A 26743-nucleotide genomic window follows, 5' to 3' on the forward strand; every position below is an offset into this window, starting at 1 on the left:
ATCTTATTATTTGTCGTTAAGTTCTTGATTACAAATGGGAATTGATCGATGCAAATTTCAAGTTTGGGGCCAGCCATCAGGCGCTACCGCAAGGTAGCGGGGCTTACTCAGGCTGAACTAGGTGAAAAAACCGGTTTTGACCCTAAAACTATCAGCCGCTTCGAAACCGGCACCTATACACCCAGCGTGGAGGCCCTGCTCTTGTTTGCAGAGGCGCTGGAAGTGAAGCTGACAGTCTTTTTCGCAGACTTGGTCGACGAGGATGAACAGCGCGCTTATCTGTTCGGTGTCATCCACAAAGCCCCCCCGAAGGATCTGGGAAAGCTGATCGCGGCGGTAGACCAGGCCTTGTCCAAGCCTTAGAGCCCCCCGTAATAAAAAGAGCAGGCAGTACCCTGGACTTCATCGAGCTGAGCAGTGTCATTGCTGCCAGTTCCATGGAACCATCACCCACCGGCGTCATCTTTACCCCCCGCGATACCGGCGGCCACCGCTTCCTTTGACGGCGGGCGATGCCAGCGCCCTTCCAGGCTGATTGCGCCAACGCTGGTCAACACGATCAGGCCGCCCGCCACTACCTGCATTGAGACCCGCTCCCCCAATATCGTCGCCGCCAACACCATCGCCACGGGCGGCACCAGGTACAAACCCACCGAAGCACGGCTGACCTCGACATGCCTCAACACATAGGCCCAGGCCAGATACGCCAGGGCGCTGGGGAAGACCCCCAGCACCAGCACTGCCAGGTTGGCCGGCAACGGCGCCTGCATCACCACGGCCGGCAGGCCTGGCAAGTAGACGCAGAGCAACAGCGTCCCCGACCAAACCGTGTAGCACACCGTGGTCAAGGGACTGTAGCGGTGCGAATAATGTTTCTGAATGGCGAAATACACACTCCACGAGATCGCCGCCAACAGAATCATCAGGCCACGCGGATCAACCTCACCCAGGCCATGCTCACCCCACATCACCACCAGCACGCCCACCAGCCCCAGTAGCACGCACCCCCAACGCCAGCCACTCACCCGTTCCTTCAAACAGAAAAACGCCACCAGCACACTGAACAATGGCACCGATTGCGCCAACACACTGGACGCCGCTGCCGTCACCCACTGCTGACCAAGGTTGAGGCACAAGTGGTGCAGGAATATCCCGAAAAATCCCAGCACCAGCAACCACGGCAGGTCTCGCAGCCGTGGCCGTTCGACCCGCACCACCAACGCCACGCCCGCCATGAACAATGAAGCAATCAGAAACCGCGCCAGGGCCAGTTGGCCGGGACTGTAACCGTGCAGCGCCTGGTGAATACCGATGGGCGAATACGCCCAACAGAGGATCACACAGGCAGTGACTAGCGTAAGCTTTACAGGTGACGGGGCATTCATCGACGGCGTCCGGAAACTGAGAGGGAATGCCGCCAGTCTTGCCCTGGGTAAGATCCAGGACAATTAAGCGTTTCTGACTTCTGTAATCACTGGAACTGAGCGATGGAACTGGCCCAACTGAAAATGGTGAAAGCCGTGGCACAAACCGGCAGCGTGGCCCAGGCGGCGTTGCAATTGCACTGCGTGCCGTCAAACATCACCACGCGCATCAAGCAACTGGAAAGCGAACTGGGCACACCGCTGTTCATTCGCGCCGGGCGCGGCTTGACGATCAGTGCCGCCGGCGAAGTGTTTCTCGACTACTGCGAGCGCATCCTCGCTTTAGTCGAGGAGTCCAAGCGTGCCGTCAGCCACAACGCCATTCCTCGCGGAAAATTGCGCATCGGCGCGGTGGAGTCCAGTGCCAGTGGACGGCTGCCGCCCCTGCTTGCCGAGTACCATCGACGCTATCCGCAAGTGGAGTTGGAGTTGGTAACCGGCGCCTGGGCGCACTTACTCGATGACCTGCAACACCATCACCTGGATGCGGCGCTAGTGGCTGCGGGAGACAAACGTCCCAAACTCCAACACAGCGTGGTCTACAGCGAACGCCTGGTGCTGATCACCAGCGCCGCAAGCGCCCCTATTGCAGACGCCAGGGACCTGGCAGAGCGTACCCTGCTGGTCTGGCCGCCAGGCTGCCCTTACCGCGCCGCCCTGGAAAACTGGCTCAAGCCCCACGATATCAAACCGGCCATTGCCAGCTACGCCAGTTGGGGCACGATCATTGGCTGCGTCAGCGCGGGTATTGGAGTGGCGTTGGCGCCGGAAGGTATCCTGGCCCGCTACGAGCAAAGCAACCAACTGACGTCCTACCGTTTCGATGAACTGGCGGCAGTGGACAACCTGCTGTTCTGGCACAAGGACACCCAACGTCACCTGGCTCGGGATGCGTTTACCGAACTGTTGCGGGAAACATTCGGCTAGCGCCCACACGGGTTATGGAACGTCCACCAAGCCAGCTCTTGGACGCGCTCAGGCGAACATGTTGCCGCGCCCGAGGCAAATGAGCAGGCAACAGAAGGCACCCCGGGAGTGCTCGGAGGGTAAAACAGATAAGGGTATCTAACAGAAAAGGAGTGAGCAGCTACATGATCGCGCGCAGGCCACTTGGGTCACCTACGGTGCTGTACGACGTAGAGAGTTTTTACAGGAATGACTCGTTGCAGATCAACAAGCCAGCGTTATGGAGGCAACCCCACCAGCCACACCCCGGCACACAATGTCACCGCTGCGGCTGCTCCCTTCCAGGCCTGACCGGGTTCACGGCTGATCGTTGCGGGGGGACCGATGGGGTCACCATAACGACGCTCGCCTCTCGGCAAGCCGCGCCATTGTACCGATCTCATCGGAAGTTACAACCGTTGGTTCCGGATTAAAATATGAAGGGGCTCAAGCACTTGCCCACGGCCTTGCACCAGGCACGAAACTGAGCGGCTCGAGGTAGCGATACATGGCGATCCCTGCCGGGGCTTGCCAATACCGGCAGAGATCGCTCAATTCAGACGGTAATGTTGTGCTGGGCCAAAAAGGCCACGAACGCCTCTTCATCCAGCACTTTCACTCCGAGCTCACTGGCCTTGGCCAACTTGGAACCCGCCCCCGGCCCCGCCACCACGCAATGGGTTTTCGCCGACACCGAGCCCGCCACCTTGGCGCCAAGGCTTTCCAGTTTTTCCTTGGCGACATCGCGGCTCATCAATTCCAGCGAGCCGGTGAGCACCCAGGTACGCCCAGCTTCGGGCAAGCCTTCGACCACTTTCTTCTCGCTCTGCCAGTGCATGCCGAAGTCCTTGAGCTGCCGCTCAATGGCCAAGGCCCGGAGGGCGTTTTCCTCGATATCGAAGAAATCACGCACCGCCTTGGCCTGTTTCTCCGGCAAGGCCTGGCGCATATCAAGCCAGTCGGCCTTGATCACGCCTTCGAGGGAGCCAAATTTGTCCGCCAGCTTCTGCGCAGCACCCGGGCCTACTGAAGGTACGTGCAGCTTGTCCAGCAAGCCGCCCAAAGTGGTACTGGCGGCGAACTCTGCACTCAGGTCGCCCTGTTCTTGCAACTCCAGCCCACATTGCTCCGTGGACAACAGCGCACCAATCACGTCCTGGTTATGGCTGTCTTCAAAGAAGCTGTGAATCTCATGGGCCACTTCCAGGCCGACATCCGGCAAGTATGTCAGCACTTCCGGCAACGCCTGCTGCACCCGCTCCAGGGATGCCAGGGAGCGTGCCAGCACCTTGGCGGTCTCCTCCCCCACATCCGGGATGCCGAGGGCGTAGATAAATCGGGCCAGGGTCGGGGACTTGCTGTTTTCAATAGCGATGATCAGCTTCTTGCTGGAGATATCGGCGAAGCCTTCCAGGTCGATTATTTGCTCGTATTTGAGCGTGTACAGATCCGCTGGCGAGCCGATGAGCTTTTCATCCACCAACTGCTCGATGGTCTTGTCTCCCAGGCCCTCGATGTCCATGGCCCGCCGGGAGACAAAGTGGATAATCGCCTGCTTGAGTTGGGCACCACAGGCCAAGCGCCCGACGCAGCGGTATACCGCGCCTTCGCTGATGGTTTCCCGGCCCTTGCTGCGCTTGACCAGTTGCGTACGCTCGACATGGGAGCCGCACACCGGACAGCTCTGGGGAACCTGCACCGCACGGGCGTTTTCCGGGCGGCGCTCGGTCACCACCGACACCACTTGCGGAATCACATCACCGGCACGGCGGATAATCACAGTGTCGCCAATCATCAGGCCCAGGCGCGCGACTTCGTCCATGTTGTGCAAGGTCGCATTGGACACGGTGACACCCGCGACCTTGACCGGTTTCAAGCGCGCCACGGGCGTGACGGCGCCAGTACGGCCGACCTGGAATTCAACGTCCAGCAACTCGGTAAGTTCTTCCATGGCCGGGAATTTATGGGCAATCGCCCAGCGCGGCTCACGAGCACGGAAACCCAATTCACGCTGGGAGGCGATACTGTTGACCTTGAACACCACGCCATCGATTTCATAAGGCAGCGCATTACGTCGCTCCCCGATATCGCGGTAGTAGTCCAGGCACTCCTGAATGCCCTTGGCCAATTTCAGCTCATGGCTGATGGGCATGCCCCACGCCTTCAGTTGTTGCAGATTGCCAATATGGGTGTCGCTGATATCGGCAGCCACCTGGCCAATGCCATAGCAGCAAAACTCCAGCGGCCGGCTGGCGGTGATCTTCGAATCCAGCTGGCGCAAACTGCCGGCGGCGGCGTTGCGCGGGTTGGCGAAGGTCTTGCCGCCGACTTCCAGCTGGCTCGCGTTGAGCCGCTCGAAACCGGCCTTGGACATGAACACTTCGCCGCGCACTTCAAGGGTCGACGGCCAGCCAGTGCCGTGCAGCTTCAAGGGAATATTGCGCACGGTACGCACGTTGACGCTGATGTCTTCGCCGGTGGTGCCATCGCCACGGGTGGCGCCGCGTACCAGCTCGCCATCCTGATACAGCAGGCTGACCGCCAGGCCGTCGAGCTTCGGCTCACAGCTGTACTCGACGCTCCCAAAGAGGTCGCCAGCCGGCAGGTCGAGCCCCTCGGTGACCCGACGATCGAACTCCAGCATGGTGGCTTCGTCGAAGGCATTGCCCAGGCTGAGCATCGGGATCTCATGCTTGACCTGGGTGAAGGCCGACAATGCCGCACTGCCGACCCGCTGCGTCGGAGAGTCACGTGTGACCCACTCCGGATGCTCAGCTTCGAGAGCCTTGAGCTCATGGAACAGCCGATCGTACTCGGCGTCCGGGATACTCGGCTCATCGAGCACATGGTAACGGTAGTTATGCTGATCCAGTTCAGCGCGCAGTTCGAGGATGCGGGTGTGGGCGGCGGTCATGGGTGTTCTCTCATAAAGCAAAAGAGCAGCCGAAGCTGCTCAATATGTTAGTGCGCTTATTCTATCGACAACGCTGAGGCGCAATCCTCAGCGCTTCTGTGTCAAGGCACGACGCTCGAACTCGACGATGCGCTGACGGTAGTGCTCGATGGTCTGGGCGGTCAGGACGCTGCGTTGATCGTCCTTGAGTTCGCCATTGAGCTCCTGGGACAACTTGCGAGCTGCCGCCACCATGACATCAAACGCCTGTTTCGGGTGACGCGGGCCTGGCAGGCCGAGGAAGAAGCTGACAGCCGGTGTGCTGAAATGATCGATATCGTCCAGGTCAAAGATGCCCGGCTTGACCGCATTGGCCATAGAGAACAGAACTTCACCATTACCAGCCATGCTTTCGTGGCGGTGGAAAATATCCATCTCGCCAAAACGCAGGCCGCTTTCCAGGATATTTTGCAACAGGGCCGGGCCCTTGAAGCCAGCGGCATCGCGGCAGATCACGCTGATTACCAGGACTTCTTCGGCAGCAGGCTGATCCTTGACGGACTCACGCGAGGCGCTCTTGGCCGGGCTTTCGTCCGGGAAATCATCGTCACGGCTGCTGAAGCTCGGACCCTCCTCCAGGTCCAGGTTCAGGTCGCCCTGGGAAGGCTCGCTGGCAGCACGCTTGCCGCGTTTTGCGGACGGCTCACGGGCTTCACGCACCGGCGCACTCATCGACGGCAGGTCATGCTCGTCCAGTTGCGGTTCCTTATGGTTATCCAGCACACGGGGCGGCCCCAGCAACTCGGCGCTGCTGTCGTCGTCCGACATATTGGACAGGTTGCGATCCAGGCGAAATTTCAGCTTGCCCTTGCCACCGCGCATACGGCGCCAGCCATCAAAAAGAATACCGGCAATGACAATGATGCCGATGACGATCAGCCACTCGCGCAGACCGATTTCCATGTAATCCCGTGCCTCTATAAAAAATGCTGAAAAATAAGGGGTTTAGCACCGTGCAAACCGCTTTAAAACGTGGCGCCAACTCTATGTTCTGAATGACGTTTTGCCCACGCACACGAAAAATTTACATTAAACTAGCACGACCAAAGATAACTTTACACAGTTGGCGCAAATTGTGTCGGTTTGCCATCCTTGCGCACCAGTAACATTTTCGTACATGGGCAACAACTGGGAGCTACAAGCTGCAAGCTATAAGCCTCAAGCTCAAGCCAATTCACTTGCAGCTTGGCGCTTACAACTTGCCGCTAACTCTCCACCATCGCCAGCGCTTCTTCGACATCCACCGCCACCAAACGCGAACAACCCGGCTCGTGCATCGTCACCCCCATCAACTGATCGGCCATTTCCATGGCGATCTTGTTGTGGGTGATGTAAATGAACTGCACCGTCTGGGACATCTCTTTCACCAAGCGGGCATACCGTCCAACGTTAGCGTCATCCAGCGGGGCGTCAACTTCGTCGAGCATGCAGAACGGCGCCGGGTTCAACTTGAAGATGGCAAATACCAGGGCCAAGGCGGTCAACGCTTTCTCGCCACCGGACAACAAGTGAATGGTGCTGTTCTTCTTGCCCGGGGGCCGCGCCATAATCGTTACCCCTGTATCGAGTAGATCTTCGCCCGTCAGTTCCAAATAAGCGCTGCCACCACCGAAAACTTTCGGGAATAACGCCTGTAAACCGCCATTAATCTGATCAAAGGTATCTTTGAAGCGGTTACGGGTTTCCTTGTCGATCTTGCGGATCACGTTTTCCAGCGTGTCCAGAGCTTCCACCAGATCGGCGTCCTGGGCATCCAGATAACGTTTGCGCTCGGACTGCTGCTGATACTCATCGATGGCGGCGAGGTTGATCGCGCCCAGGCGCTGGATCCGCGCAGCAATGCGTTCAAGTTCTTCCTCGGCGTCTTTCTCGTTGGCCTCGGTGGCCAAGGTATTGAGCACGCCGTGCAGGTCGTAGCCGTCTTCCAGCAACTGGTCCTGCAAGGTTTTGCGCCGCACTGTCAGTGCCTGCCATTCCATGCGCTGCTGTTCGAGTTGGCCACGGATCAGTTGCGATTGCTGCTCGGCCTGGGTCCGGCGCTTTTCGGCATCGCGCAATTCGCGGTCGGCGTCTTCCAGGGCGATCTGCGCGGTCTTGAGTTCTTCGTCGACGGTCATGCGCTTGTCGAGCAACTCTTCAAGCTTGAGCCGCAACTCTTCCAGCGGGGCCTCGCCCTCTTCCAGGTTGAGGCTCAATTGCTCGCGCTTTTCGGTCAAGCGTTCGGATTGCATTTCCAGGCGCTCAAGGGCCTGGCGCGTGGAGTCGTGTTGCACCCGCAACGAGCCCAGGCGCAACGCCAATTGATGGGCGTGATCTTTGTGTTGACGGGCTTCCTGGCGCACCCGGTCCAGGCGCTCGCGCAGGCTGTCGCGCTGGGCCAGCAGCAACTCGCGCTGCTCGGTGTCCAGGGCCATGCCGTCGAGAGCCTCCTGCAGTTGCAGGCGCGCTTCGCCGAGCTGTTCGTGCTCCAGGGTGCGCTGCTCGCCCATCTCGGCCACTTCTTCATCGAGCCGGGTGCGGCGCAGGGTCAACTGTTCAGCCTTGGCCTTGCTAGCTGACAATTGAGCTTTCAATTCGCCTTGCTGGCGGGCTTCGTCTTGCAACAGGCGGCGCAAATGCTCGCGGCCAGTTTCTTGCTGGCGCTGGGTGGCGCGCAAGGTTTGCAATTGGGTTTCCAGGGCCTCGAGGGTGGCTTCGCGCTCTTCACGCTCGGCGCTCAGGTTGACGATTTCCTGCCCACGGGCCAGTACGCCACTTTCCGCTTCACTGGCACGCCGCACCCGCAGGAAATGTCGACCGACCCAATAGCCATCCTGGCTGATCAGGCTTTCGCCAGCCGCCAACTGCCCGCGCAGTGCCAAGGCCTGCTCAAGACTGTCTACCGGTTTGACCTGGCCCAGCCAAGGCGACAGATCCATCGGCGCCTCAACCTTGTCCAGTAAACTGCCCGGCACCCGCACACCGTCCACCGCCGGGCTGAGCAAGCGCAAATCGCCTTGGGCAAAACCGGCCAGGTCGAATCCGCCAAAGTCATCCACCAACACCGCTTGCAGGTCGGCCCCCAGCACGGTTTCCACCGCCAACTCCCAACCGGCCTCGACCTTCAAGCCTTCGGCCAGGCGCGGACGCTCGGCCAAGTGCTGATCCCGCAGCCATTGGGCGGCACCGGTGCCTGGATCCAGCGCCGCTTGCTGCAAGGCCTCAAGGGACGCCAACCGCCCGTTGAGCCGCTGCAAATCACCTTGGGCCTGCTGTTGTGCTTGGGACGCCTGTTGCAGTTGTTGACGCAGTTGTTCCAGGCGTTCGACTTGCTGTTCTTCGCTGGCCTCCAGCTCTTCCAGGGTCATTTCGCTTTCGGCCAGTTGCTCGCTCAGCTGCAAGATCGCCGCGTCTTCCGGGTCGGCAGCGAGCAACACCCGCTCCTCCACCAGGCGACGCTGACGCTCGGCCAGACGCTCCATGCTGGTTTCCAACTGCTGAATGCGTGACTGCTGCACTTCAGCCTGGCGGCGCGGTTCGGCGGAACGCAGGTTGAAGGCGTCCCACTGCTCCTGCCAGCCGTGCATGGTGGTTTCCGACTCTTCCAGAGTCGCAGCGGCTTCTTCGGCGGCGGCACTGCTGACGTCTTGCTCGGGAGTAAGCATGTCCAGCTCTTCACCGAGGGTCAGCAACAAGGTGCGGTCATGGCCCAGGTGGGATTCGGTTTCCAACCGGGCGCGCTCGGCTTCTTTCAGGTCGTCCTGCAATTGACGCAAGCGTTGCTGGCCATGCTGGATACTCTGCTCGACCCGAGCAATATCGCCGCCCACCGAATAGAAGCGCCCCTGCACCAGATTGAAGCGTTCGGACAAGTCGTGGTGCCCATCCCGCAACCGTTCGATGCTGGCGTCGGCGTTGCGCTGCTCGGCCACCAAGGCTTCGAAACTGACTTCCTGGGTGCCGATGATCGCTTCGCGTTGGCCGACCTGCTCATTCAGGGCCTGCCAGCGCAGAGCCGACAGTTGCGCCTTGAGCTGGCGTTCTTCACCCTTGTATTCCTGATATTTCTCGGCGGCCTGGGCCTGGCGGTGCAAGCGTTCGAGCTGGCGCTCCAGCTCATCGCGCAGGTCAGTCAGGCGGGCAAGGTTTTCGTGGGTACGGCGGATCCGGTTTTCCGTCTCGCGACGACGCTCCTTGTACTTGGAGATCCCGGCCGCTTCTTCAATGAAGTTACGCAGGTCTTCGGGCTTGGCTTCGATCAGCTTGGAGATCATGCCTTGCTCGATGATCGAGTAGCTGCGCGGACCCAGACCGGTGCCAAGGAAAATGTCGGTAATGTCCCGGCGCCGGCACTTGGTGCCGTTGAGGAAATAGCTGTTCTGGCTGTCGCGGGTGACTTTGCGGCGAATGGAGATTTCCGCGTAGGCGGCGTACTCCCCCACCAATGTGCCGTCGGAGTTGTCGAACACCAGTTCGATGCTGGCCTGGCTCACCGGCTTGCGGCTGGTGGAACCGTTGAAGATGACGTCGGTCATCGACTCGCCGCGCAGGTTTTTCGCGGAGCTCTCGCCCATCACCCAGCGTACGGCGTCGATGATATTCGACTTGCCGCAGCCATTGGGTCCCACCACGGCCGCCATGTTACTGGGGAAGTTCACCGTGGTCGGGTCGACGAAGGACTTGAACCCCGCCAGCTTGATGCACTTGAGCCGCACGTTTAGGCGTCCGCCAAGGCAGCGATGACCAAGGAACAACTGCGCTGGCAGTAGGCCGAGAGCACCAGGCGAATCTGTGGCAAGTCACGGGCCAGTACGGCGGCGAGCAATTGCTCGAACAGCGCCAGGTACTCGCTCATTTCTGCCTTGCGCTGATCCAGGGCCAGGTAATAGGCACGGTTCATCGCCGGCTGCAGATTATCGACGGTTTCCTGCAAATACGGGTTGTTGGCGAAGGGATAGGCGGCGCGCATCACGTTGAAGCTTTCTTCGACAAAGGCACGGATGTCCTGGCGCTCGAAATTGCTGATCAGTCGCTGTTGGATCTGTACGAACGGGGTCATATCGGCCTGGGTCTGCCAGCCTTCGGCAACCGCGTTGCCCAACAGGATATACAGCTCACTCATCAGCGTGCACAGGCTCTGCACCTTGTGGGCGGTGAGCTCAGTGACATGGGCGCCACGACGCGGCAGGATCGCGATCAGGTGTCGTCGCTCAAGGATCAGCAAGGCTTCACGCACGGAGCCACGGCTGACATTGAGTGCCAGTGTGACCTTCTGCTCCTGGATCCGCTCACCAGGCTTGAGGTCGCCGCGAATGATACGTTCGGCGAGGTGGTGAGCGATTTGCTCGGCAAGACTATCCGGCGCCTTGAACGTCATGTTTTCCCTTCAAAATCTTCTTTCGGTACAAGCGCGGCAGTGTAGCTCAAATGGTTCGCTGATGGCTCTACGCCAACCTCGCTGAATTTGGCATGAAATAAGCAACCTTTAAACCCTGCGCCCCCCAAAAACCGGCGATTCCAGGAGACTGGACCATAATTGAAAGTGTTGCGATCGCATTTTCTTGACCCCTAGGTCAGAAAAACATTGACCGAAAAGTCAGACATGACTAGATTCGGCCCAAAGCGGTTAACAACAATAATGAGTCTGCGAGGCCTTCCGTGATCCAGTTTTTACTTAACCAGGAACTCCGTAGCGAGCACTCCCTGGACCCCAACATGACCGTGCTTAACTACCTGCGCGAGCACCTGGGCAAATCCGGCACCAAGGAAGGCTGCGCCAGCGGCGATTGCGGCGCCTGCACCGTGGTGGTCGGCGAGTTGCATGCTGATGATCAGGGCCGCGAGCAGATTCGCTATCGCAGCCTCAACTCGTGCCTGACCTTTGTCTCGTCCCTGCACGGCAAACAATTGATCAGTGTTGAAGACCTCAAACACCAAGGCCAACTGCACAGCGTGCAAAAAGCCATGGTCGAGTGCCACGGCTCGCAGTGCGGCTTCTGCACCCCGGGTTTTGTGATGTCGCTGTTCGCCCTGCAAAAGAACAGCGAGGCGCCCGATAGCCACAAGGCCCACGAGGCCCTGGCCGGCAATCTTTGCCGGTGCACTGGCTACCGCCCCATTCTCGCCGCCGCGCAGCAGGCCTGCTGCAACAAGCCTCAGGACCAGTTCGACAACCGCCAGGCTGAAACCATCGCCCGTCTCAAGGCCATCGCACCGACGCAAACCGGCGAGCTGAACAGCGGCGATAAACGCTGCCTGGTGCCGCTGACCGTCGCCGACCTGGCCGATCTCTACGACGCCTACCCGCAAGCCCGCCTGCTGGCCGGCGGCACCGACCTGGCGCTGGAAGTTACCCAGTTTCATCGCGTGCTACCGGTGATGATCTATGTCGGCAATATCGACGAAATGAAGCGCATCGAGGCCTTCGATGATCGCCTGGAAATCGGTGCGGCCACGTCGCTGTCCGACTGCTATAGCGCACTGAGTAATGAATACCCGGACTTCGGCGACCTGCTGCAGCGCTTCGCCTCCCTGCAAATCCGCAACCAGGGCACCCTGGGCGGCAATATCGGCAATGCCTCGCCCATTGGTGACTCGCCGCCCCTGCTGATTGCCCTCGGCGCGCACATCGTGTTGTGCAAAGGCAACACCCGCCGCACCCTGGCCCTGGAAGACTACTTCATCGACTATCGGGTGACGGCGCGTCAGGACAGCGAATTTATCGAGAAAATCATCGTACCCAAGGGCCAGCCGTTCTTTCGGGCCTACAAGGTCTCCAAACGCCTGGACGACGATATTTCCGCCGTCTGCGCGGCTTTCAACCTGCGCATAGAGAACGGCGTGATCGCCGATGCTCGTGTCGCCTTCGGCGGCATGGCTGCGATTCCCAAGCGCGCCAAGCACTGCGAAACCGTACTGATCGGCGCCGCGTGGAGTTCTGCCACCGTGGAAAAAGCCTGCGCCGCCCTGGCCGAGGACTTCACCCCGCTGTCGGACTTTCGCGCCAGTAAGGAATACCGCCTGCTCAGCGCGCAAAACCTGCTGCGCAAATACTTCATCGAACTGCAAACGCCGCACATCGAGACTCGGGTGACCGCTTATGTCTAACCATCACGCCGTGGAAAAATCCCAAGCCGAACTCGCCGAACTGTTTGCCAAGGACCTGACCTCCGGGGTCGGCCGCAGCGTCAAGCACGACAGCGCCGCCAAGCACGTGTCCGGCGAAGCGCAGTACATCGATGACCGCCTGGAATTCCCCAACCAGTTGCACCTGTATGCACGTCTTTCCGACCGTGCCCACGCCAAAATCATCAGCATCGACACCGCACCCTGCTATGCCTTTGAAGGCGTACGCATCGTCATCACCCATAAAGACGTACCGGGCCTGAAAGACATCGGCCCACTGCTGCCAGGCGACCCGCTGCTGGCGATTGATGATGTGCAGTTTGTCGGCCAACCGGTGCTGGCCGTGGCCGCACGCGACCTGGAAACCGCGCGCAAAGCCGCAATGGCAGCGGTCATCGAATACCAAGACCTAGAACCGGTGCTGGACGTGGTCGAAGCCCTGCGCAAGCGTCATTTCGTGCTGGACAGCCACACCCACCAGCGCGGCGATTCGGCCGGCGCCCTGGCCACGGCCAAGCACCGCATCCAGGGTTCGCTGCACATCGGCGGCCAGGAACACTTCTATCTGGAAACCCAGATTTCCTCAGTGATGCCCACCGAAGACGGCGGCATGATCGTCTACTGCTCCACACAGAACCCCACCGAAGTGCAAAAGCTGGTGGCCGAAGTGCTGGACGTGTCGATGAACAAGATCGTGGTGGACATGCGCCGCATGGGCGGTGGCTTTGGTGGCAAGGAAACCCAGGCCGCCAGCCCCGCCTGCCTGTGCGCGGTGGTCGCCCACCTCACCGGCCAGCCGACCAAGATGCGCCTGCCGCGGGTCGAAGACATGCTGATGACCGGCAAGCGCCACCCCTTCTATATCGAATACGACGTGGGTTTTGATGACAGCGGCCGCCTGCACGGCATCAACCTGGAACTGGCGGGCAACTGCGGTTGCTCGCCGGACCTGTCGGCTTCGATTGTCGACCGCGCCATGTTCCATGCCGATAATTCCTATTACCTGGGCGATGCCACCATCAACGGTCACCGCTGCAAGACCAACACTGCATCCAATACTGCCTATCGCGGCTTCGGCGGCCCACAAGGCATGGTGGCCATTGAAGAAGTGATGGACGCCATCGCTCGTCATTTAGGCCAAGACCCGCTGGCCGTGCGCAAGGCCAACTACTACGGCAAGACCGAGCGCAACGTCACTCACTACTACCAGACTGTCGAGCACAACATGCTCGAAGAGATGACCGCTGAACTTGAGGCCAGCAGCCAATACACCGAGCGTCGTGAAGCGATCCGCCGCTATAACGCAGGCAGTCCGATCCTGAAAAAAGGCTTGGCGCTGACACCAGTGAAGTTCGGTATTTCTTTCACCGCCAGCTTTCTCAACCAGGCTGGGGCCTTGATCCACATCTACACCGACGGCAGCATCCACCTGAACCACGGCGGCACCGAGATGGGCCAGGGCTTGAACACCAAGGTCGCGCAAGTGGTGGCCGAAGTGTTCCAGGTGGAAATCGATCGGGTGCAGATCACCGCCACCAACACTGACAAGGTGCCCAACACCTCGCCAACGGCAGCCTCCAGTGGCGCCGACCTCAACGGTAAAGCGGCCCAAAACGCCGCCGAAACCATCAAGCAGCGCCTGGTGGAGTTTGCCGCGCGCAAGTATGAGGTCAGTGAGGCCGACGTCGAATTCCACAATGGCCATGTACGGGTTCGCGATCACATCCTGACCTTTGAAGCCTTGATCCAGCAGGCCTATTTCGCCCAGGTGTCACTGTCCAGTACCGGATTCTACAAAACCCCGAAAATCTTCTACGACCGCAGCCAGGCGCGAGGCCGGCCGTTCTATTATTTCGCCTTCGGCGCAGCCTGCAGTGAAGTGATCGTCGACACCCTGACCGGTGAGTACAAGATGCTGCGTACCGACATTCTCCATGACGTGGGCGCCTCGCTGAACCCGGCTATCGACATCGGCCAGGTCGAGGGCGGCTTCATCCAGGGCATGGGCTGGCTGACGATGGAGGAGCTCGTGTGGAACAACAAGGGCAAGTTGATGACCAGCGGCCCGGCCAGCTACAAGATTCCGGCAGTGGCAGATATGCCACTGGACCTGCGGGTCAAGCTGGTGGAAAACCGCAAGAACCCGGAAGACACGGTGTTCCACTCCAAAGCCGTGGGTGAGCCGCCGTTCATGCTCGGCATTGCATCGTGGTGCGCGATCAAGGATGCCGTGGCCAGCCTGGGTGACTATCGCCATCAACCGAAGATCGATGCACCGGCCACTCCGGAGCGGGTGCTGTGGGGCTGCGAACAGATGCGGCAGCTGCAGGCGGCGAAAGCAGTTAAACCAGAGGTAGAACTGACTTGATCGTTCCTACGCTCTGCGTGGGAACGATCAGACTGTTGAGGTGATTATGAACAACTGGATCAGCGCCCTCGCCGACCTGCAAAACCAGGGTGAACCCTGCGTACTGGTGACCATCATCGAAGAGCTCGGCTCCACGCCGCGCAATGCGGGCTCGAAGATGGTGATCAGTGCGGCACACACCTTCGACACCATCGGCGGCGGGCATCTGGAATACAAGGCGATGCAGATCGCCCGGGACATGCTCGTGCGTGGCCAGCAGAGTACCCACCTGGAGCGCTTCAGCCTCGGCGCGAGCCTGGGCCAGTGCTGCGGTGGCGTCACCGTGCTGCTGTTCGAACCCATGGGCCAGGTACAGGCGCAGATCGCCGTGTTCGGCGCCGGCCATGTCGGCCGCGCCTTGGTGCCGCTGTTGGCCAGCCTGCCTTGCCGGGTGCGCTGGATCGATTCCAGGGAGCAAGAATTCCCGGAACATATTCCTCAGGGCGTGCGTAAAATCGTCAACGAAGAGCCGGTGGACGAAATCGCTGACCTGCCCGTAGGCAGTTACTGCATCGTCATGACCCACAACCATGCCCTCGATCTGGAACTGACTGCCGCCCTGCTCAAACGCAATGACTTTGCCTATTTCGGCTTGATCGGCTCCAAGACCAAACGGGTCAAGTTCGAACATCGCCTGCGCGGTCGCGGCTTCGACACCGCGCACCTGCAACGCATGCGTTGCCCAATGGGCCTGACGGAGGTCAAAGGCAAATTGCCGGTGGAAATCGCCATCTCCATCGCCGGCGAAATCATCGCCCTCTATAACGCCCATTTCGGCCAGCACTGCGCCAGCGCCGAACCTATTGCCAAACTGCTACCGGCCTCGCGCCGTAGCCAAGCCACTCATTAAAAAGCCACGAATTGAGACGACCATGCCGATGACTCACAAAGCCTACCGTGCCGCCATCCTGCACAGCATCGCCGATCCTGCCGTCGTTGGGATCGAAGCCTCCTATGAGTATTTCGAAGACGGCCTGTTGGTGATCGACAATGGCCAAATCAGTGCCCTGGGCCATGCCAGCGACTTGCTGCCCACGCTGGCCGCCGACATCGAAATCACCCATTACCAGGACGCACTGATTACCCCCGGCCTGATCGACACCCATATCCACCTACCGCAAACCGGTATGGTCGGTGCCTATGGTGAGCAGTTGCTGGATTGGCTCAACACTTACACCTTCCCCTGTGAAAGCCAGTTCGCCGACAAGGCCCATGCCGAAGAAGTCGCGGATATTTTCATCAAGGAATTGCTGCGCAACGGCACCACCACCGCCCTGGTGTTCGGCAGTGTGCATCCGCAGTCGGTGAACTCGTTTTTCGAAGCCGCCGAGAAACTCGACCTGCGGATGATCGCCGGCAAAGTGATGATGGACCGCAACGCGCCGGACTACCTGACCGACACCGCCGAATCCGGCTACCAGGAAAGCAAGACGCTGATTGAGCGCTGGCACGGTAAAGGCCGTTTGCACTACGCGGTGACACCACGCTTCGCCCCCACCAGTACCCCTGAACAACTGACCCTGGCCGGACAATTGCTGGGGGAATACCCAGACCTGTACATGCAGACTCACATCAGTGAAAACCTGCAGGAAGTGGAGTGGGTCAAAGAACTGTTTCCGCAGCGTAGCGGTTACCTGGACGTGTACGACCATTACAAACTGCTGGGGGAACGTTCGGTGTTCGCTCACGGCGTACATCTGTGTGACGACGAATGCGCACGCCTGGCGCAAGCGGGCTCAGCAGTGGCGTTCTGCCCGACTTCGAACTTCTTCCTCGGCAGTGGTTTGTTCAATCTGCCGATGGCGGAAAAGCACAAACTCAATGTCGGCCTCGGCACCGATGTCGGTGGCGGCACCAGTTTCTCGCTGCTGCAAACGTTGAACGAAGCCTACAAAGTCATGCAGTTGCAGGGCGCGCGGTTGAGCCCATTCAAGTCGCTGTACCTGGCGACCCTGGGGGGTGCGCGGGCGCTGCGCCTGGAAGACAAGATCGGCACTTTGCAACCGGGCACGGATGCGGACTTTTTGGTGTTGGATTACCACGCCACGCCATTGCTCAGTTATCGCTTGAAGCAGGCCAATAACATTGCCGAGACGTTGTTTGTATTGATGACGCTGGGGGATGATCGGGCGGTGATGCAGACGTATGCGGCGGGAAAACGGGTGCATCAGCGCTAGAATGTTCGTTCCCACGCTCGCGTGGGAACGAACAGGTTACAGCTTGACTGAGGACCGTCCTGGCTTCTTGGTCTGCAACAAATGCGAGAACACCGCATGCAGGTCATCCGAGGCGCTTTCTTCGTCAAGGTTGAGCTTGCTGTCGATGTGATCCATGTGGTGCATCATCAGGTTCACCGCCAATGTCGCATCCCGCGCTTCGATAGCATCGATCAACTGGGTGTGCTCGTCGTAGGAACAGTGGGAACGGTTGCCGCTTTCGTACTGGGCAATGATCAACGAGGTCTGGGAAACCAGGCTGCGCTGGAAGCTGATCAGCGGTGCATTCTTCGCCGCTTCGGCCAGCTTCAGGTGAAACTCTCCGGAAAGACGGATACCTGCCCCACGATCGCCTCGTGAGAAGCTGTCACGCTCATCATTGACCATCTGACGCAACTCGGCCAACTGCTCGGCCGTGGCATGCTGCACCGCCAGTTCAGTGATCGCCCGCTCCACCAAGCGCCGGGCCATGAATACTTGACGGGCTTCTTCGACACTCGGGCTGGCAACCACCGCACCGCGATTGGGCCGCAGCAACACCACGCCTTCATGGGCCAGGCGCGACAACGCCCGGCGAATGATGGTGCGGCTGACGCCGAAGATTTCACCCAATGCTTCTTCACTCAATTTGGTCCCGGGCGCCAGGCGTTGTTCAAGGATCGCCTCGAAGATATGCGCGTAGACGATATCGTCCTGGGTTCCACTGCGACCGGCCTTACCGGCTCGCGGTTGTTTCTTGAGGGGTTGCAACAGTTCGTTCATGGGCACTCGGGTCGGGAGAACGGCGGCGAATTGACGTTGACTGTAATACGACACAGAGGGTCGCTGACAAGTATTGCGTAAAAACAGAGCACATTGTACACAACCCGTTGCGCCAACACACTGTATGGCTGTTTGCGACGCCGGCTGTATAGCAATGATTCGTTGCGTTTGAGTTTAGGCTTGAGCCTGCTATTTCACACACCTATAAATGATTCCCGATGCCCACTGCAGGAGCCAGCTTGCTCGCGAAGATCGTCAATGCTGACGCGGACATTCTGGATGAACGCGCCGCTCTCAGGTGCTTCGCGAGCAAGCTCGCTCCTACAGGGTAGCGGGTACAAGGAACGTTTTTCCATGACCGACGCCACCCAAGCGCCCCTGCGCCCACTGGCCGATACCTCGCCTGCGGCCATCGTCGCAGGCTTCATTGCCATGATGACCGGCTATACCAGCTCCCTGGTGCTGATGTTCCAGGCCGGGCAAGCCGCCGGCCTGACCACGGCGCAGATTTCCTCGTGGATCTGGGCGATCTCCATTGGCATGGCAGTGTGCAGCATTGGCCTGTCCCTGCGCTATCGAACCCCCATCACGATTGCCTGGTCGACACCGGGCGCGGCACTGTTGATCACCAGCCTGGGCGGTGTCAGCTACGGTGAAGCCATCGGCGCTTACATTACCTGCGCAGTCTTGGTGACAATCTGCGGGCTTACCGGCAGCTTCGAAAAACTCGTCAAGCGCATCCCGGCGTCCTTGGCGGCGGCCTTGCTGGCGGGGATTCTATTTAAGATCGGCAGCGAGATTTTCGTCGCCGCGCAACACCGCACAGGGTTGGTGCTAGGGATGTTCTTCACCTACCTGATCATCAAGCGCCTGTCGCCGCGTTATGCCGTGCTGGCGGCATTGCTGATCGGTACGGCCTTGTCCGGCCTGATGGGATTGCTGGATTTCAGCGGCTTCAGCCTGGAAGTGGCAACGCCCGTGTGGACTACGCCGCACTTCTCCCTGGCCGCGACCATCAGCATCGGCATTCCACTGTTCGTGGTGGCGATGACGTCGCAGAACATGCCAGGAGTCGCGGTGCTGCGCGCCGACGGCTACAACGTGCCGGCCTCGCCGCTGATCACGGCCACCGGCCTGGCCTCGCTGGTATTGGCGCCGTTCGGTTCCCACGGCATCAACCTGGCAGCCATCAGCGCGGCGATCTGTACCGGGCCCCATGCCCATGAGGATCGCAACAAACGTTATACCGCCGCCGTCTGGTGCGGGATTTTCTACGGGATTGCCGGGGTGTTTGGCGCCACCTTGGCGGCCTTGTTCGCAGCGTTGCCCAAGGAACTGGTGCTGTCGATTGCGGCACTGGCGTTGTTTGGCTCGATCATCAATGGCCTGAGCATTGCCATGAATGAGCCCAAGGAGCGGGAAGCTGCGCTGATCACCTTCATGGTCACAGCGTCGGGGTTGACGTTGTTTTCCATCGGTTCGGCGTTCTGGGGGATTGTTGCGGGGGTGTTGACGCTGGTGATTCTGAACGGGTGTAGGCAAGCTTAGCTTCAAGCTTCAAGCTTCAAGCTTCAAGCCACATTAGCTTGCAGCTTGAAGCTTGTAACTTACCGCTTCAATTCTTCGAATTGATCGGCTTATCCGGATACCAGACGTCCAGCAGCGGGCTCGCTTCAACGCTTTTCAGCTCGCTACGGCCTTTGAGCCAGCTTTCAACAGCAACACGCTGCTCTTCGCTGACCGAACCGCGCTTTTGCAGGCAAACCAGACCGTAGTCATCGCCGCCAACATAGCCGAGGCCATTGGCCTCCATCGCTTCTTTCAGGAATGCGTCGAGGAAAGCGTCAATAGCCTTGTCGTCCAGACCTTCTACGAAGTCCAGGTTCAGTTCGAAACCCAGCTCTTGAAATTCATCAACGCACAGTTTTTTGCGCAGACGCTGGGAACGGTTAGTCGCCATGGAACAATCCTCTTAAGTAATAACGGCCGGCACTTTAGCAGTTTAAGCAGGCGTTTGCCCGACTCTCTGGGACGGGCGGCGCGCACCAAGTAAAAAAATCCGCAGTTTGCAGCTATCGTTCAAACACAAGTAGATAAAGGTTGGGGCATAATGCCGACACTTTCATGATCACTGAGGGATTTTTCGTTCATATGCCCTCACCTTTTCACCCTCCTCAGCAGTAGGGTTTCATTTCTTATGATCAAATCTTTGCGCCCCCTGTTACTGGCCGGTTTTCTTTTACCCCTGGCCTTTTCCGTCACCGCCGCCCCGATCAATACCACCCTGCCCCCCAAGGTTCAGCAAGCCCTCCAGAAGGCCAAGCTGCAAGACAACGCTTTGTCCCTGGTGATGATTCCCCTCAACGGCCCCGGCACCCCCACCGTGTTCAACGCCGATGTATCGGTCAACCCGGCCTCGACCATGAAGCTGGTCACCACGTATGCCGCCCTGGAAATGCTTGGCCCCAACCATCAGTGGAAAACCGAGTTCTACACTGACGGCACCCTGAGTGGCGGCGTGCTGCGCGGCAACCTGTACCTCAAGGGCGGCGGCGACCCCAAGCTGAACATGGAAAAACTCTGGCTGCTGCTGCGCGACCTGCGGGCCAATGGCGTGCAGCAAGTCACCGGTGACCTGGTACTGGACCGTAACTTCTTCATCCAGCCGCAACTGCCGGCATTCAATGACGACGGCAACGATGCCAACAAGCCCTTTCTGGTCAAACCCGACGCGCTGCTGGTCAACCTCAAGGCCCTGCGCTTTGTGGCCCGCAATGACGCGGGCCGGGTGCTGATTTCAGTCGAACCGCCGATTGCCAGTATCCACATCAATAATCAGGTCAAGGTGGTCAACACCAAACAGTGCACCGGTGACGTGCGTTATAACCCGGTGACTGCCGCCGATGGCAGTGTCACGGTGACCGTCAACGGGCAGTTGGGCGATGGCTGCAGCTCTCAGACTTATCTGTCATTGCTGGACCACGCCACCTATACCGCCGGTGCCGTACGCGCGATCTGGAAGGAACTGGGCGGTAGCATCCAGGGCCGCGACATCCAGGCTCCGGTTCCCAAGGGTGCCAAGGTCCTGGCCCGGGCATTCTCCCCGGACCTGGCGGAAATCATCCGCGACATCAACAAATACAGTAACAACACCATGGCCCAGCAGCTGTTCCTCAGCCTCGGCGCGCAATACCGCACCGATGCCGATGGCGACGACGCCAAGGCCGCCCAGCGGGTTGTACGTCAGTGGCTGGCGAAAAAAGGCATCACCGCTCCACACCTGGTGATGGAGAACGGTTCCGGGCTGTCCCGTGCCGAGCGGGTCAGCGCCCGGGAGATGGCGACCATGCTTCAAGCTGCCTGGAGAAGCCCGTATGCGGCGGAGTACATGAGCTCCCTGCCGATTTCCGGTACGGACGGCACCATGCGCAAACGCCTGAAAACCACGGCGTTGCGCGGTGAAGCCCATATCAAGACCGGCACCCTGAATACCGTACGGGCGATTGCCGGCTTCAGCCGCGACAACAATGGCAACACCTGGGCAGTGGTAGCGATCCTCAACGACCCGAAACCATGGGGTGCTTCCTCGGTACTGGACCAGGTGCTGCTGGACCTGTATCGCCAGCCAAAGCTGGCGATGGCGGCACCCGCGCTCTAACCGGTGCACCTGTAGCCGCTGGCGCAGCCTGCGAACGGTTGCGCAGCAGTCGCCTGGGCCTTGAGATTGCTGAAGGTCCCCTGGACCTTATCGCAGCCTTGTACCTGGGCAGTGGCTACAGTTTTCGGCAGATTCAAGAGGTGCCCGGCAACCGCTCCCCCTCCACCCGGTCCCTGCCCGCCTGCTTCGCCGCATACACCCCCGAATCGGCCCGTAACAACAAGCCATCAATCCCTTCATCACCCCGCCAACTGGCAACCCCGAAGCTGGCCGTCACGGTGCCGACCCCGTCCATGGGTGTGCTGCGTAAGCCTTGCCACAATTCCAACGCCAGGCTGAAGGCCTGGGCACCATCGGTATTGGGGCACAGCACCATGAACTCCTCGCCTCCCAGTCGGCAGAACACATCGCTACGCCGCAGACGCTGGCTGATACGCCGGCACAACTCCTGCAGCACCCCGTCACCCACTCCATGCCCATACAGGTCATTGATACGTTTGAAGTGATCGATATCGAACATGATCACCGCCAGCCCTCCCGAGGCACGCTTGACCCTGATCATCTCGGTCCGCAAACGGTCCTGGAAGTAGCGTCGGTTATGGATCCCGGTCAGGGAGTCGGTGATGGACAGCGCCCGTAGCTCTTCCTCGACCCGTTTGAGGTCGGAAATATCGGATACGTAGCCATGCCACAACGTACCACCTCCCGGCAACTCCTCCGGCGTAGCCTCGCCACGGATCCAGCGCAGGCCCCGTTGAGGCAACTGCACACGGTATTCTTCACGCCAGTGGCTCAATTGCAGTGCCGACAAGCGGATGGACGCGCGGACCCGCTCGGTGTCCTGGGGATGTATGCGCTCAAAGACTTGTTGCGCATCCTGCTGCAGCAAACCGGGTTCGATTTCGTAGATGTCGCGAATGCCATCGCTGGCGTAAATGAATCGCCAATTGTCATGGGGCCCCAGGGTGAATTGGAAGATGCCACCGGGGACATGGGCACTGAGTTTCTTCAGCAAACGGTCGCGTGCCGCCAGAGCCTCATAAGCACGCTTTTGCTCAGTAACATCCAGGTAAATCGCCAAGTATCCGACCCACAGGCCATGGTCATCCAGCAATGCCGTCGCCAGCATATTCGCGGTCAACCGGCTGCCGTCCTTGCGCACCAGGGTCCACTCGCGAGCCTCGTGTGCATTGTCGCCGCTCTCCACCAGCATTGCGTGGCTCGGCGCAATGTGCTTGCCGAAAGTCCGGCTCAACTGGGCAGCCCGTGCCTCCAGCTCGGGGGCCAGGTGCAGGTTTTCGAGGGGCACGTGACCCTGCATCTGCTCGACCTCAAAGCCAAGCATTTGCTCGGCCCCTGCGTTGAAGGTGTTGATTACGCCACGTAAATCGGTGGCAATGATTGCCACCTGGGTCGCGGCGTTGAGCACACTGCGCAATTGACCATGGGCAGCGCGCAGCTCCTGCTCCCGTTGTCGCAGCTGGCCGGTACGTTGTTCCACCAGTTTCAGCGCTCGCTGACGCTGGCTCATCACCACGTAGAGCAAGGCGCTGAGCAACAGGCTGAGCAGGCTGCCCATGCTCAGAATGCTAACGGCAGAAGAATGATTGACCTGCTCGAATACACGGCTGGGCCGCAGCTTCAAGGCATAGACGTGATCCCCCAGGGTCAACCGACGTGTAGCCTCCAGGCTGCTCTGGGCCAACGTGTTGCCGGACTCGTAAAGGACGCGTTGCTGTGTATCGGAGGTATCGACAATCTGCATCACCAAATTGTCCCGGCCCGGCTTGGGCAGACCATCGGCCACTAACTGGCGCATACTGATCACCGCTATCACATAACCATAGGGCTCTTTTTGAGGCCCTTGCGCAGTGGCCGCGCGACTGACCGGCGCCACCAACAACACCCCCATGGCATACGCTGGCTCTACGCCGACCAGTTGCATGGGTTGTGAAACCGCCAGCTTTACGCTCTTTTGCACCCGCTCAAGCGTCGAACGCCGCAGGGGCTGGGCCCACAGATCAAAACCCAGGGGCGAGCCAAGAATGTTCTGGGTCTGGCTGTACAGCACCGGCACATACTCATCGCGCTCGGCCGCGGGCACCAATTTTCCCGTTTCATCCAACTCATGTATGGCGAACGGTAAACCGCGTTCACGGCTCACCTGCTGTTCAAACGCCTTGCGCTGATCACGAAAAACCCGCGGCGCCCATACATACGCCCACGTACGCAGCAGCAAAGGCTGCGCGAAACCATCGAACTCCTTGCGGGAAATTTTGTGGGAGTTGTCAAAAAAGCGTTGCAGGCCGCCCAGGCGTTGTTCCTGATCGTCGAAGCGCTCCTGAAGACGGCTGTAACGTTCATTGACCAACAACTGAAAACGTTGGCGGGCCTGCTGCTGATAAAGATCGGAGGCCGCCCATGCGACGATGAACGTCAGTCCCATGCCCACCAGAAAGACCACCAATGCCACCAGCCACGCCGACGCCTGCTCACTGATAAAGCCAAGGATCTTGGGGCGGACGGCATGCAACGGCATAGGCAACACTCAAAACGCCAGCGTGCCGGGGTGTCACTTTGGCTAGGCCCTAAGTTATAGCCACAGGGCTTGAGTTTGACCAGCGCAAAAAAGCCGCGAGCCCGGAATAATCCAGGCTCGCGGCTTGAGAGTGACCATCAGCGGGCGGTGACTTTCCAGGCCCGATGGATCTTGGCATTGCGCGCAAAATCCGGATCGATGGTTTTATCGCTGATTTCCTCCACGGCATAACGCTCGCTGAGGTTGTCTTCCAACTGGAACTTGCGAAAGTTGTTGGAGAAGTACAGCACGCCACCCGGTGCCAGGCGGGCCATGGCCAGGTCGAGCAACTGCACATGGTCACGCTGCACGTCGAAGATGCCTTCCATGCGCTTGGAGTTGGAGAAGGTCGGCGGATCGATGAAGATCAGGTCAAACTCATCGCGACTGGCCTCAAGCCATGCCATCACGTCGCCCTGCTCCAAGCGGTTCTTGTCAGAGAAACCGTTGAGGGAGAAATTGCGGCGCGCCCAGTCCAGGTAGGTTTTCGACAAGTCGACGCTGGTGGTACTGCGGGCGCCGCCCTTGGCAGCGTGCACGCTGGCGGTGGCGGTATAGCAATACAGGTTGAGGAAACGCTTGCCGGCCGCCTCTTTCTGGATACGCATGCGCATAGGACGGTGGTCAAGGAACAGGCCGGTATCCAGGTAGTCGGTCAGGTTGACCAGCAATTTCACCCCGCCTTCGCTGACTTCAGTAAACTTGCCCTGGGCGCTCTGACGCTCGTACTGCTTGGTGCCGCTCTGACGCTCGCGGCGCTTGACCACCACGCGGCTCTTGTCGATGCTCAGGGCCTGGGGAATGGCCGCCAAGGCATCGAACATGCGTGCCGAAGCTTTTTCCGGATCAATGGATTTAGGCGCGACGTACTCCTGGACATGGACCCAGTCGTGATACAGGTCGATGGCCATGGAGTATTCCGGCATGTCGGCATCGTACACACGGTAGCAATCAACGCCTTCGCGCTTGGCCCATTTACCCAGCAGTTTCAGGTTCTTCTGCAGGCGGTTGGCGAACATCTGCCCGCCCTCGCTCAAGCGTGCCTGCTCGACCACCGGCGCCGCTGCCGGCTTGATGGGGTTGCCGTTCTTGTTGTACTGGCGCTCTTGCGGCTCGGTCGGAGCCTGATCGTAAACGGCTTGTTCGCGCTCAGCCTGACGCTGCTCCGGGGTGCGGCGCTCACCTGTAACGAACTGGTCCGGGTTGACCTTGATCAGCAGCAATTTGCACGGCAATGCGCCGTTCCAGAACGAATACTGCTTGTGGCTACGGATACCCATGCGCTTGCCCAGGTCCGGGGTCCCGGTGAACACCGCCGCTTCCCATCCCAGGCAGGCCTGACGCAGGCGCTCACCGAGGTTCTGGTAGAGGTACAACAGGCTCGCTTCATCGCCCAGGCGCTCGCCATACGGTGGGTTGCAGATCACCAGGCCTTTCTGGTTCTGGTCCGGACGCGGTTCGAAGGTACCGACCTCGCCCTGATAAACCTTGATCCAGTGGCTCAGGCCAGCACGCTCAATGTTATTGCGGCCCGGTTGAATCAGACGTGGGTCAGCTTCGTAACCGCGAATCCACAACGGCGGCTTGGCCATGCCGATGGCGGCTCGTTCGCTGGCTTGTGTATGAAGTTTATTCCACAGGGCCGGGACATGACCGAGCCAAGCAGTGAAACCCCACTGCTCACGGTTCAGGTTCGGAGCCATGTCCGCAGCGATCATTGCGCCTTCCACCAGGAAAGTACCGACACCGCACATCGGGTCCGTCAGTGCGCCACCTTCAGCGGCAATGCGTGGCCAGCCGGCGCGAATCAGGATTGCTGCCGCCAGGTTTTCCTTCAACGGTGCCGCACCCTGCTGCAAGCGGTAACCGCGCTGGTGCAGGCTGTGGCCGGACAGGTCGAGGGACAGGATCGCTTCGCCACGATCCAGGCGCAGGTGAATGCGCAAATCCGGGTTGATCTTGTCGATGGAGGGACGTTCGCCGGTCGGGGTGCGCAGCTTATCGACAATCGCATCCTTGACCTTCAGCGCACCGAAGTGGGTGTTGTCGATGCCCGAGCCGTGACCACTGAATTCCACCGCCAGGGTACCGTCAGGGAGCATGTGCTCTTCCCACTCGATATCCAGCACGCCGTGGTAGAGGTCTTCGGCGTCCTTCATCGGGAAGCGCTTGAGCACCAGCAATACGCGGTTGGCCAGGCGCGACCAGAGGCACAGGCGGTAGGCGGTCTCCATGTCGGCCATGCCGCGCACGGCCGAGGTGTGCTCGCGCGCGTCCTCAAGGCCAAGCCCGACGGCTTCCTCGATCAGCAGGCCTTCGAGGCCTTTGGGGCAAGTGAGGAAGAGTTCGTAACGATCCGACATGGGAGTTCCAGGCTTTTCAGCAATAAGTGAACAGGCAACGCATCGCCGATTCGGTTTTCAATCAAGCGCTTTTCTTGAAGAGCGCTCGTGTGGCACGAATGTGCCATCCCACCCCGGCTGCAGGCCCTTGGAGCCTTTATTGACGGGGCAGATCAAGTGTTTGACGCAACAAAAAGAAATATTCCGACCCTTCGTCGAATAATAACCGACTGCAACGAGCGAGTATTCTCACTAAAGAATTAAACCCGTCCTCTTTGCAGGGCACATCATAGCTGGCTTTGCCCTAAAAAAGGGACGAAAAGCCATCCCAGCTTATGGCTATACCAGCACTAT

General features: G+C 59.6%; 17 protein-coding genes and 1 other RNA gene. 8 read left to right on the plus strand and 10 right to left on the minus strand.

The annotated features are described in order from the left end of the window. Positions 1–48: 48 nt before the first annotated feature. Positions 49–363: a helix-turn-helix domain-containing protein gene (locus GIR22_RS13620; protein WP_154743833.1), complete on the plus strand. Its 315-nt coding sequence runs from the start codon at positions 49–51 to the stop codon at positions 361–363. Positions 364–446: 83 nt separating this feature from the next. On the opposite strand, the gene GIR22_RS13625 is transcribed toward GIR22_RS13620, so the two are convergent. Continuing rightward, a complete protein-coding gene (locus GIR22_RS13625) occupies positions 447–1385 on the minus strand; it encodes a DMT family transporter (protein WP_154743834.1) in 939 nt (312 codons plus the stop codon). 102 nt (positions 1386–1487) lie between these two features. Between GIR22_RS13625 and GIR22_RS13630 the strand changes: the two genes are divergently transcribed. Beyond that, positions 1488–2351 (plus strand): LysR family transcriptional regulator, encoded by an 864-nt coding sequence (locus GIR22_RS13630; RefSeq protein WP_154743835.1) that lies wholly within the window; start codon positions 1488–1490, stop codon positions 2349–2351. 269 nt (positions 2352–2620) lie between these two features. On the opposite strand, the gene ffs is transcribed toward GIR22_RS13630, so the two are convergent. The 5 genes from ffs to GIR22_RS13655 all read right to left on the minus strand — a co-directional run bounded on the left by ffs (position 2621) and on the right by GIR22_RS13655 (position 10678). Further along, positions 2621–2717, minus strand: an RNA gene (ffs, locus tag GIR22_RS13635) — signal recognition particle sRNA small type. A 208-nt stretch (positions 2718–2925) separates the two neighbouring features. Beyond that, positions 2926–5283, minus strand: a complete 2358-nt coding sequence (ligA, locus tag GIR22_RS13640) for an NAD-dependent DNA ligase LigA (RefSeq protein WP_154743836.1) — start codon at positions 5281–5283, stop codon at positions 2926–2928. A gap of 87 nt (positions 5284–5370) precedes the next feature. Continuing rightward, positions 5371–6225, minus strand: a complete 855-nt coding sequence (gene zipA / locus GIR22_RS13645; protein WP_154743837.1) for a cell division protein ZipA — start codon at positions 6223–6225, stop codon at positions 5371–5373. A 302-nt stretch (positions 6226–6527) separates the two neighbouring features. Continuing rightward, the gene (gene smc / locus GIR22_RS13650) at positions 6528–10016 is read right to left on the minus strand and encodes a chromosome segregation protein SMC (RefSeq protein WP_178122244.1); all 3489 of its coding nucleotides are present in this window, start codon (positions 10014–10016) and stop codon (positions 6528–6530) included. Positions 10017–10018: 2 nt separating this feature from the next. Next, entirely contained in the window at positions 10019–10678 is a 660-nt protein-coding gene (locus GIR22_RS13655) for a GntR family transcriptional regulator (RefSeq protein WP_154743839.1), read from the minus strand. A gap of 281 nt (positions 10679–10959) precedes the next feature. On the opposite strand from GIR22_RS13655, the gene xdhA reads away from it, so the two are divergent. Genes xdhA through guaD form a run of 4 tightly spaced genes read left to right on the plus strand, consistent with a single transcriptional unit; the run spans position 10960 to position 17010 of the window. Then, positions 10960–12408 (plus strand): xanthine dehydrogenase small subunit, encoded by a 1449-nt coding sequence (gene xdhA, locus GIR22_RS13660; protein ID WP_178122245.1) that lies wholly within the window; start codon positions 10960–10962, stop codon positions 12406–12408. Beyond that, complete coding sequence (gene xdhB / locus GIR22_RS13665) at positions 12401–14794, plus strand: xanthine dehydrogenase molybdopterin binding subunit (protein ID WP_154743840.1); 2394 nt, start codon at positions 12401–12403, stop codon at positions 14792–14794. The genes xdhA and xdhB overlap by 8 nt, the downstream gene beginning before the upstream one ends. A gap of 46 nt (positions 14795–14840) precedes the next feature. Continuing rightward, the gene (gene xdhC / locus GIR22_RS13670) at positions 14841–15683 is read left to right on the plus strand and encodes a xanthine dehydrogenase accessory protein XdhC (protein ID WP_154743841.1); all 843 of its coding nucleotides are present in this window, start codon (positions 14841–14843) and stop codon (positions 15681–15683) included. Between the two features lie 22 nt (positions 15684–15705). After that, positions 15706–17010 (plus strand): guanine deaminase, encoded by a 1305-nt coding sequence (guaD, locus tag GIR22_RS13675; protein WP_154743842.1) that lies wholly within the window; start codon positions 15706–15708, stop codon positions 17008–17010. Positions 17011–17046: 36 nt separating this feature from the next. Here guaD and GIR22_RS13680 read toward each other — a convergent pair whose 3' ends face one another. Continuing rightward, positions 17047–17811, minus strand: coding sequence for a GntR family transcriptional regulator (locus tag GIR22_RS13680; protein ID WP_154743843.1), 765 nt, complete (start codon positions 17809–17811; stop codon positions 17047–17049). Between the two features lie 354 nt (positions 17812–18165). Here GIR22_RS13680 and GIR22_RS13685 point away from each other — a divergent pair, with 354 nt between their 5' ends. Next, on the plus strand, positions 18166–19359 hold the full coding sequence (locus tag GIR22_RS13685) for a benzoate/H(+) symporter BenE family transporter (RefSeq protein ID WP_154743844.1): 1194 nt from the start codon (positions 18166–18168) through the stop codon (positions 19357–19359). A gap of 67 nt (positions 19360–19426) precedes the next feature. Here GIR22_RS13685 and GIR22_RS13690 read toward each other — a convergent pair whose 3' ends face one another. Beyond that, positions 19427–19771, minus strand: coding sequence for a YggL family protein (locus tag GIR22_RS13690; protein ID WP_154743845.1), 345 nt, complete (start codon positions 19769–19771; stop codon positions 19427–19429). 237 nt (positions 19772–20008) lie between these two features. Here GIR22_RS13690 and dacB point away from each other — a divergent pair, with 237 nt between their 5' ends. Next, on the plus strand, positions 20009–21469 hold the full coding sequence (gene dacB / locus GIR22_RS13695; RefSeq protein WP_154743846.1) for a D-alanyl-D-alanine carboxypeptidase/D-alanyl-D-alanine endopeptidase: 1461 nt from the start codon (positions 20009–20011) through the stop codon (positions 21467–21469). Between the two features lie 133 nt (positions 21470–21602). Here the strand turns inward: dacB and GIR22_RS13700 are convergent, their stop codons facing one another. Both GIR22_RS13700 and rlmKL read right to left on the minus strand, forming a co-directional pair. Next, the gene (locus GIR22_RS13700) at positions 21603–24008 is read right to left on the minus strand and encodes a sensor domain-containing diguanylate cyclase (protein WP_154743847.1); all 2406 of its coding nucleotides are present in this window, start codon (positions 24006–24008) and stop codon (positions 21603–21605) included. A gap of 137 nt (positions 24009–24145) precedes the next feature. Continuing rightward, positions 24146–26410, minus strand: coding sequence for a bifunctional 23S rRNA (guanine(2069)-N(7))-methyltransferase RlmK/23S rRNA (guanine(2445)-N(2))-methyltransferase RlmL (rlmKL, locus tag GIR22_RS13705; protein WP_154743848.1), 2265 nt, complete (start codon positions 26408–26410; stop codon positions 24146–24148). Positions 26411–26743 lie beyond the last annotated feature (333 nt).

This window comes from Pseudomonas karstica (assembly GCF_009707515.1).
GTDB lineage: Bacteria > Pseudomonadota > Gammaproteobacteria > Pseudomonadales > Pseudomonadaceae > Aquipseudomonas > Aquipseudomonas karstica.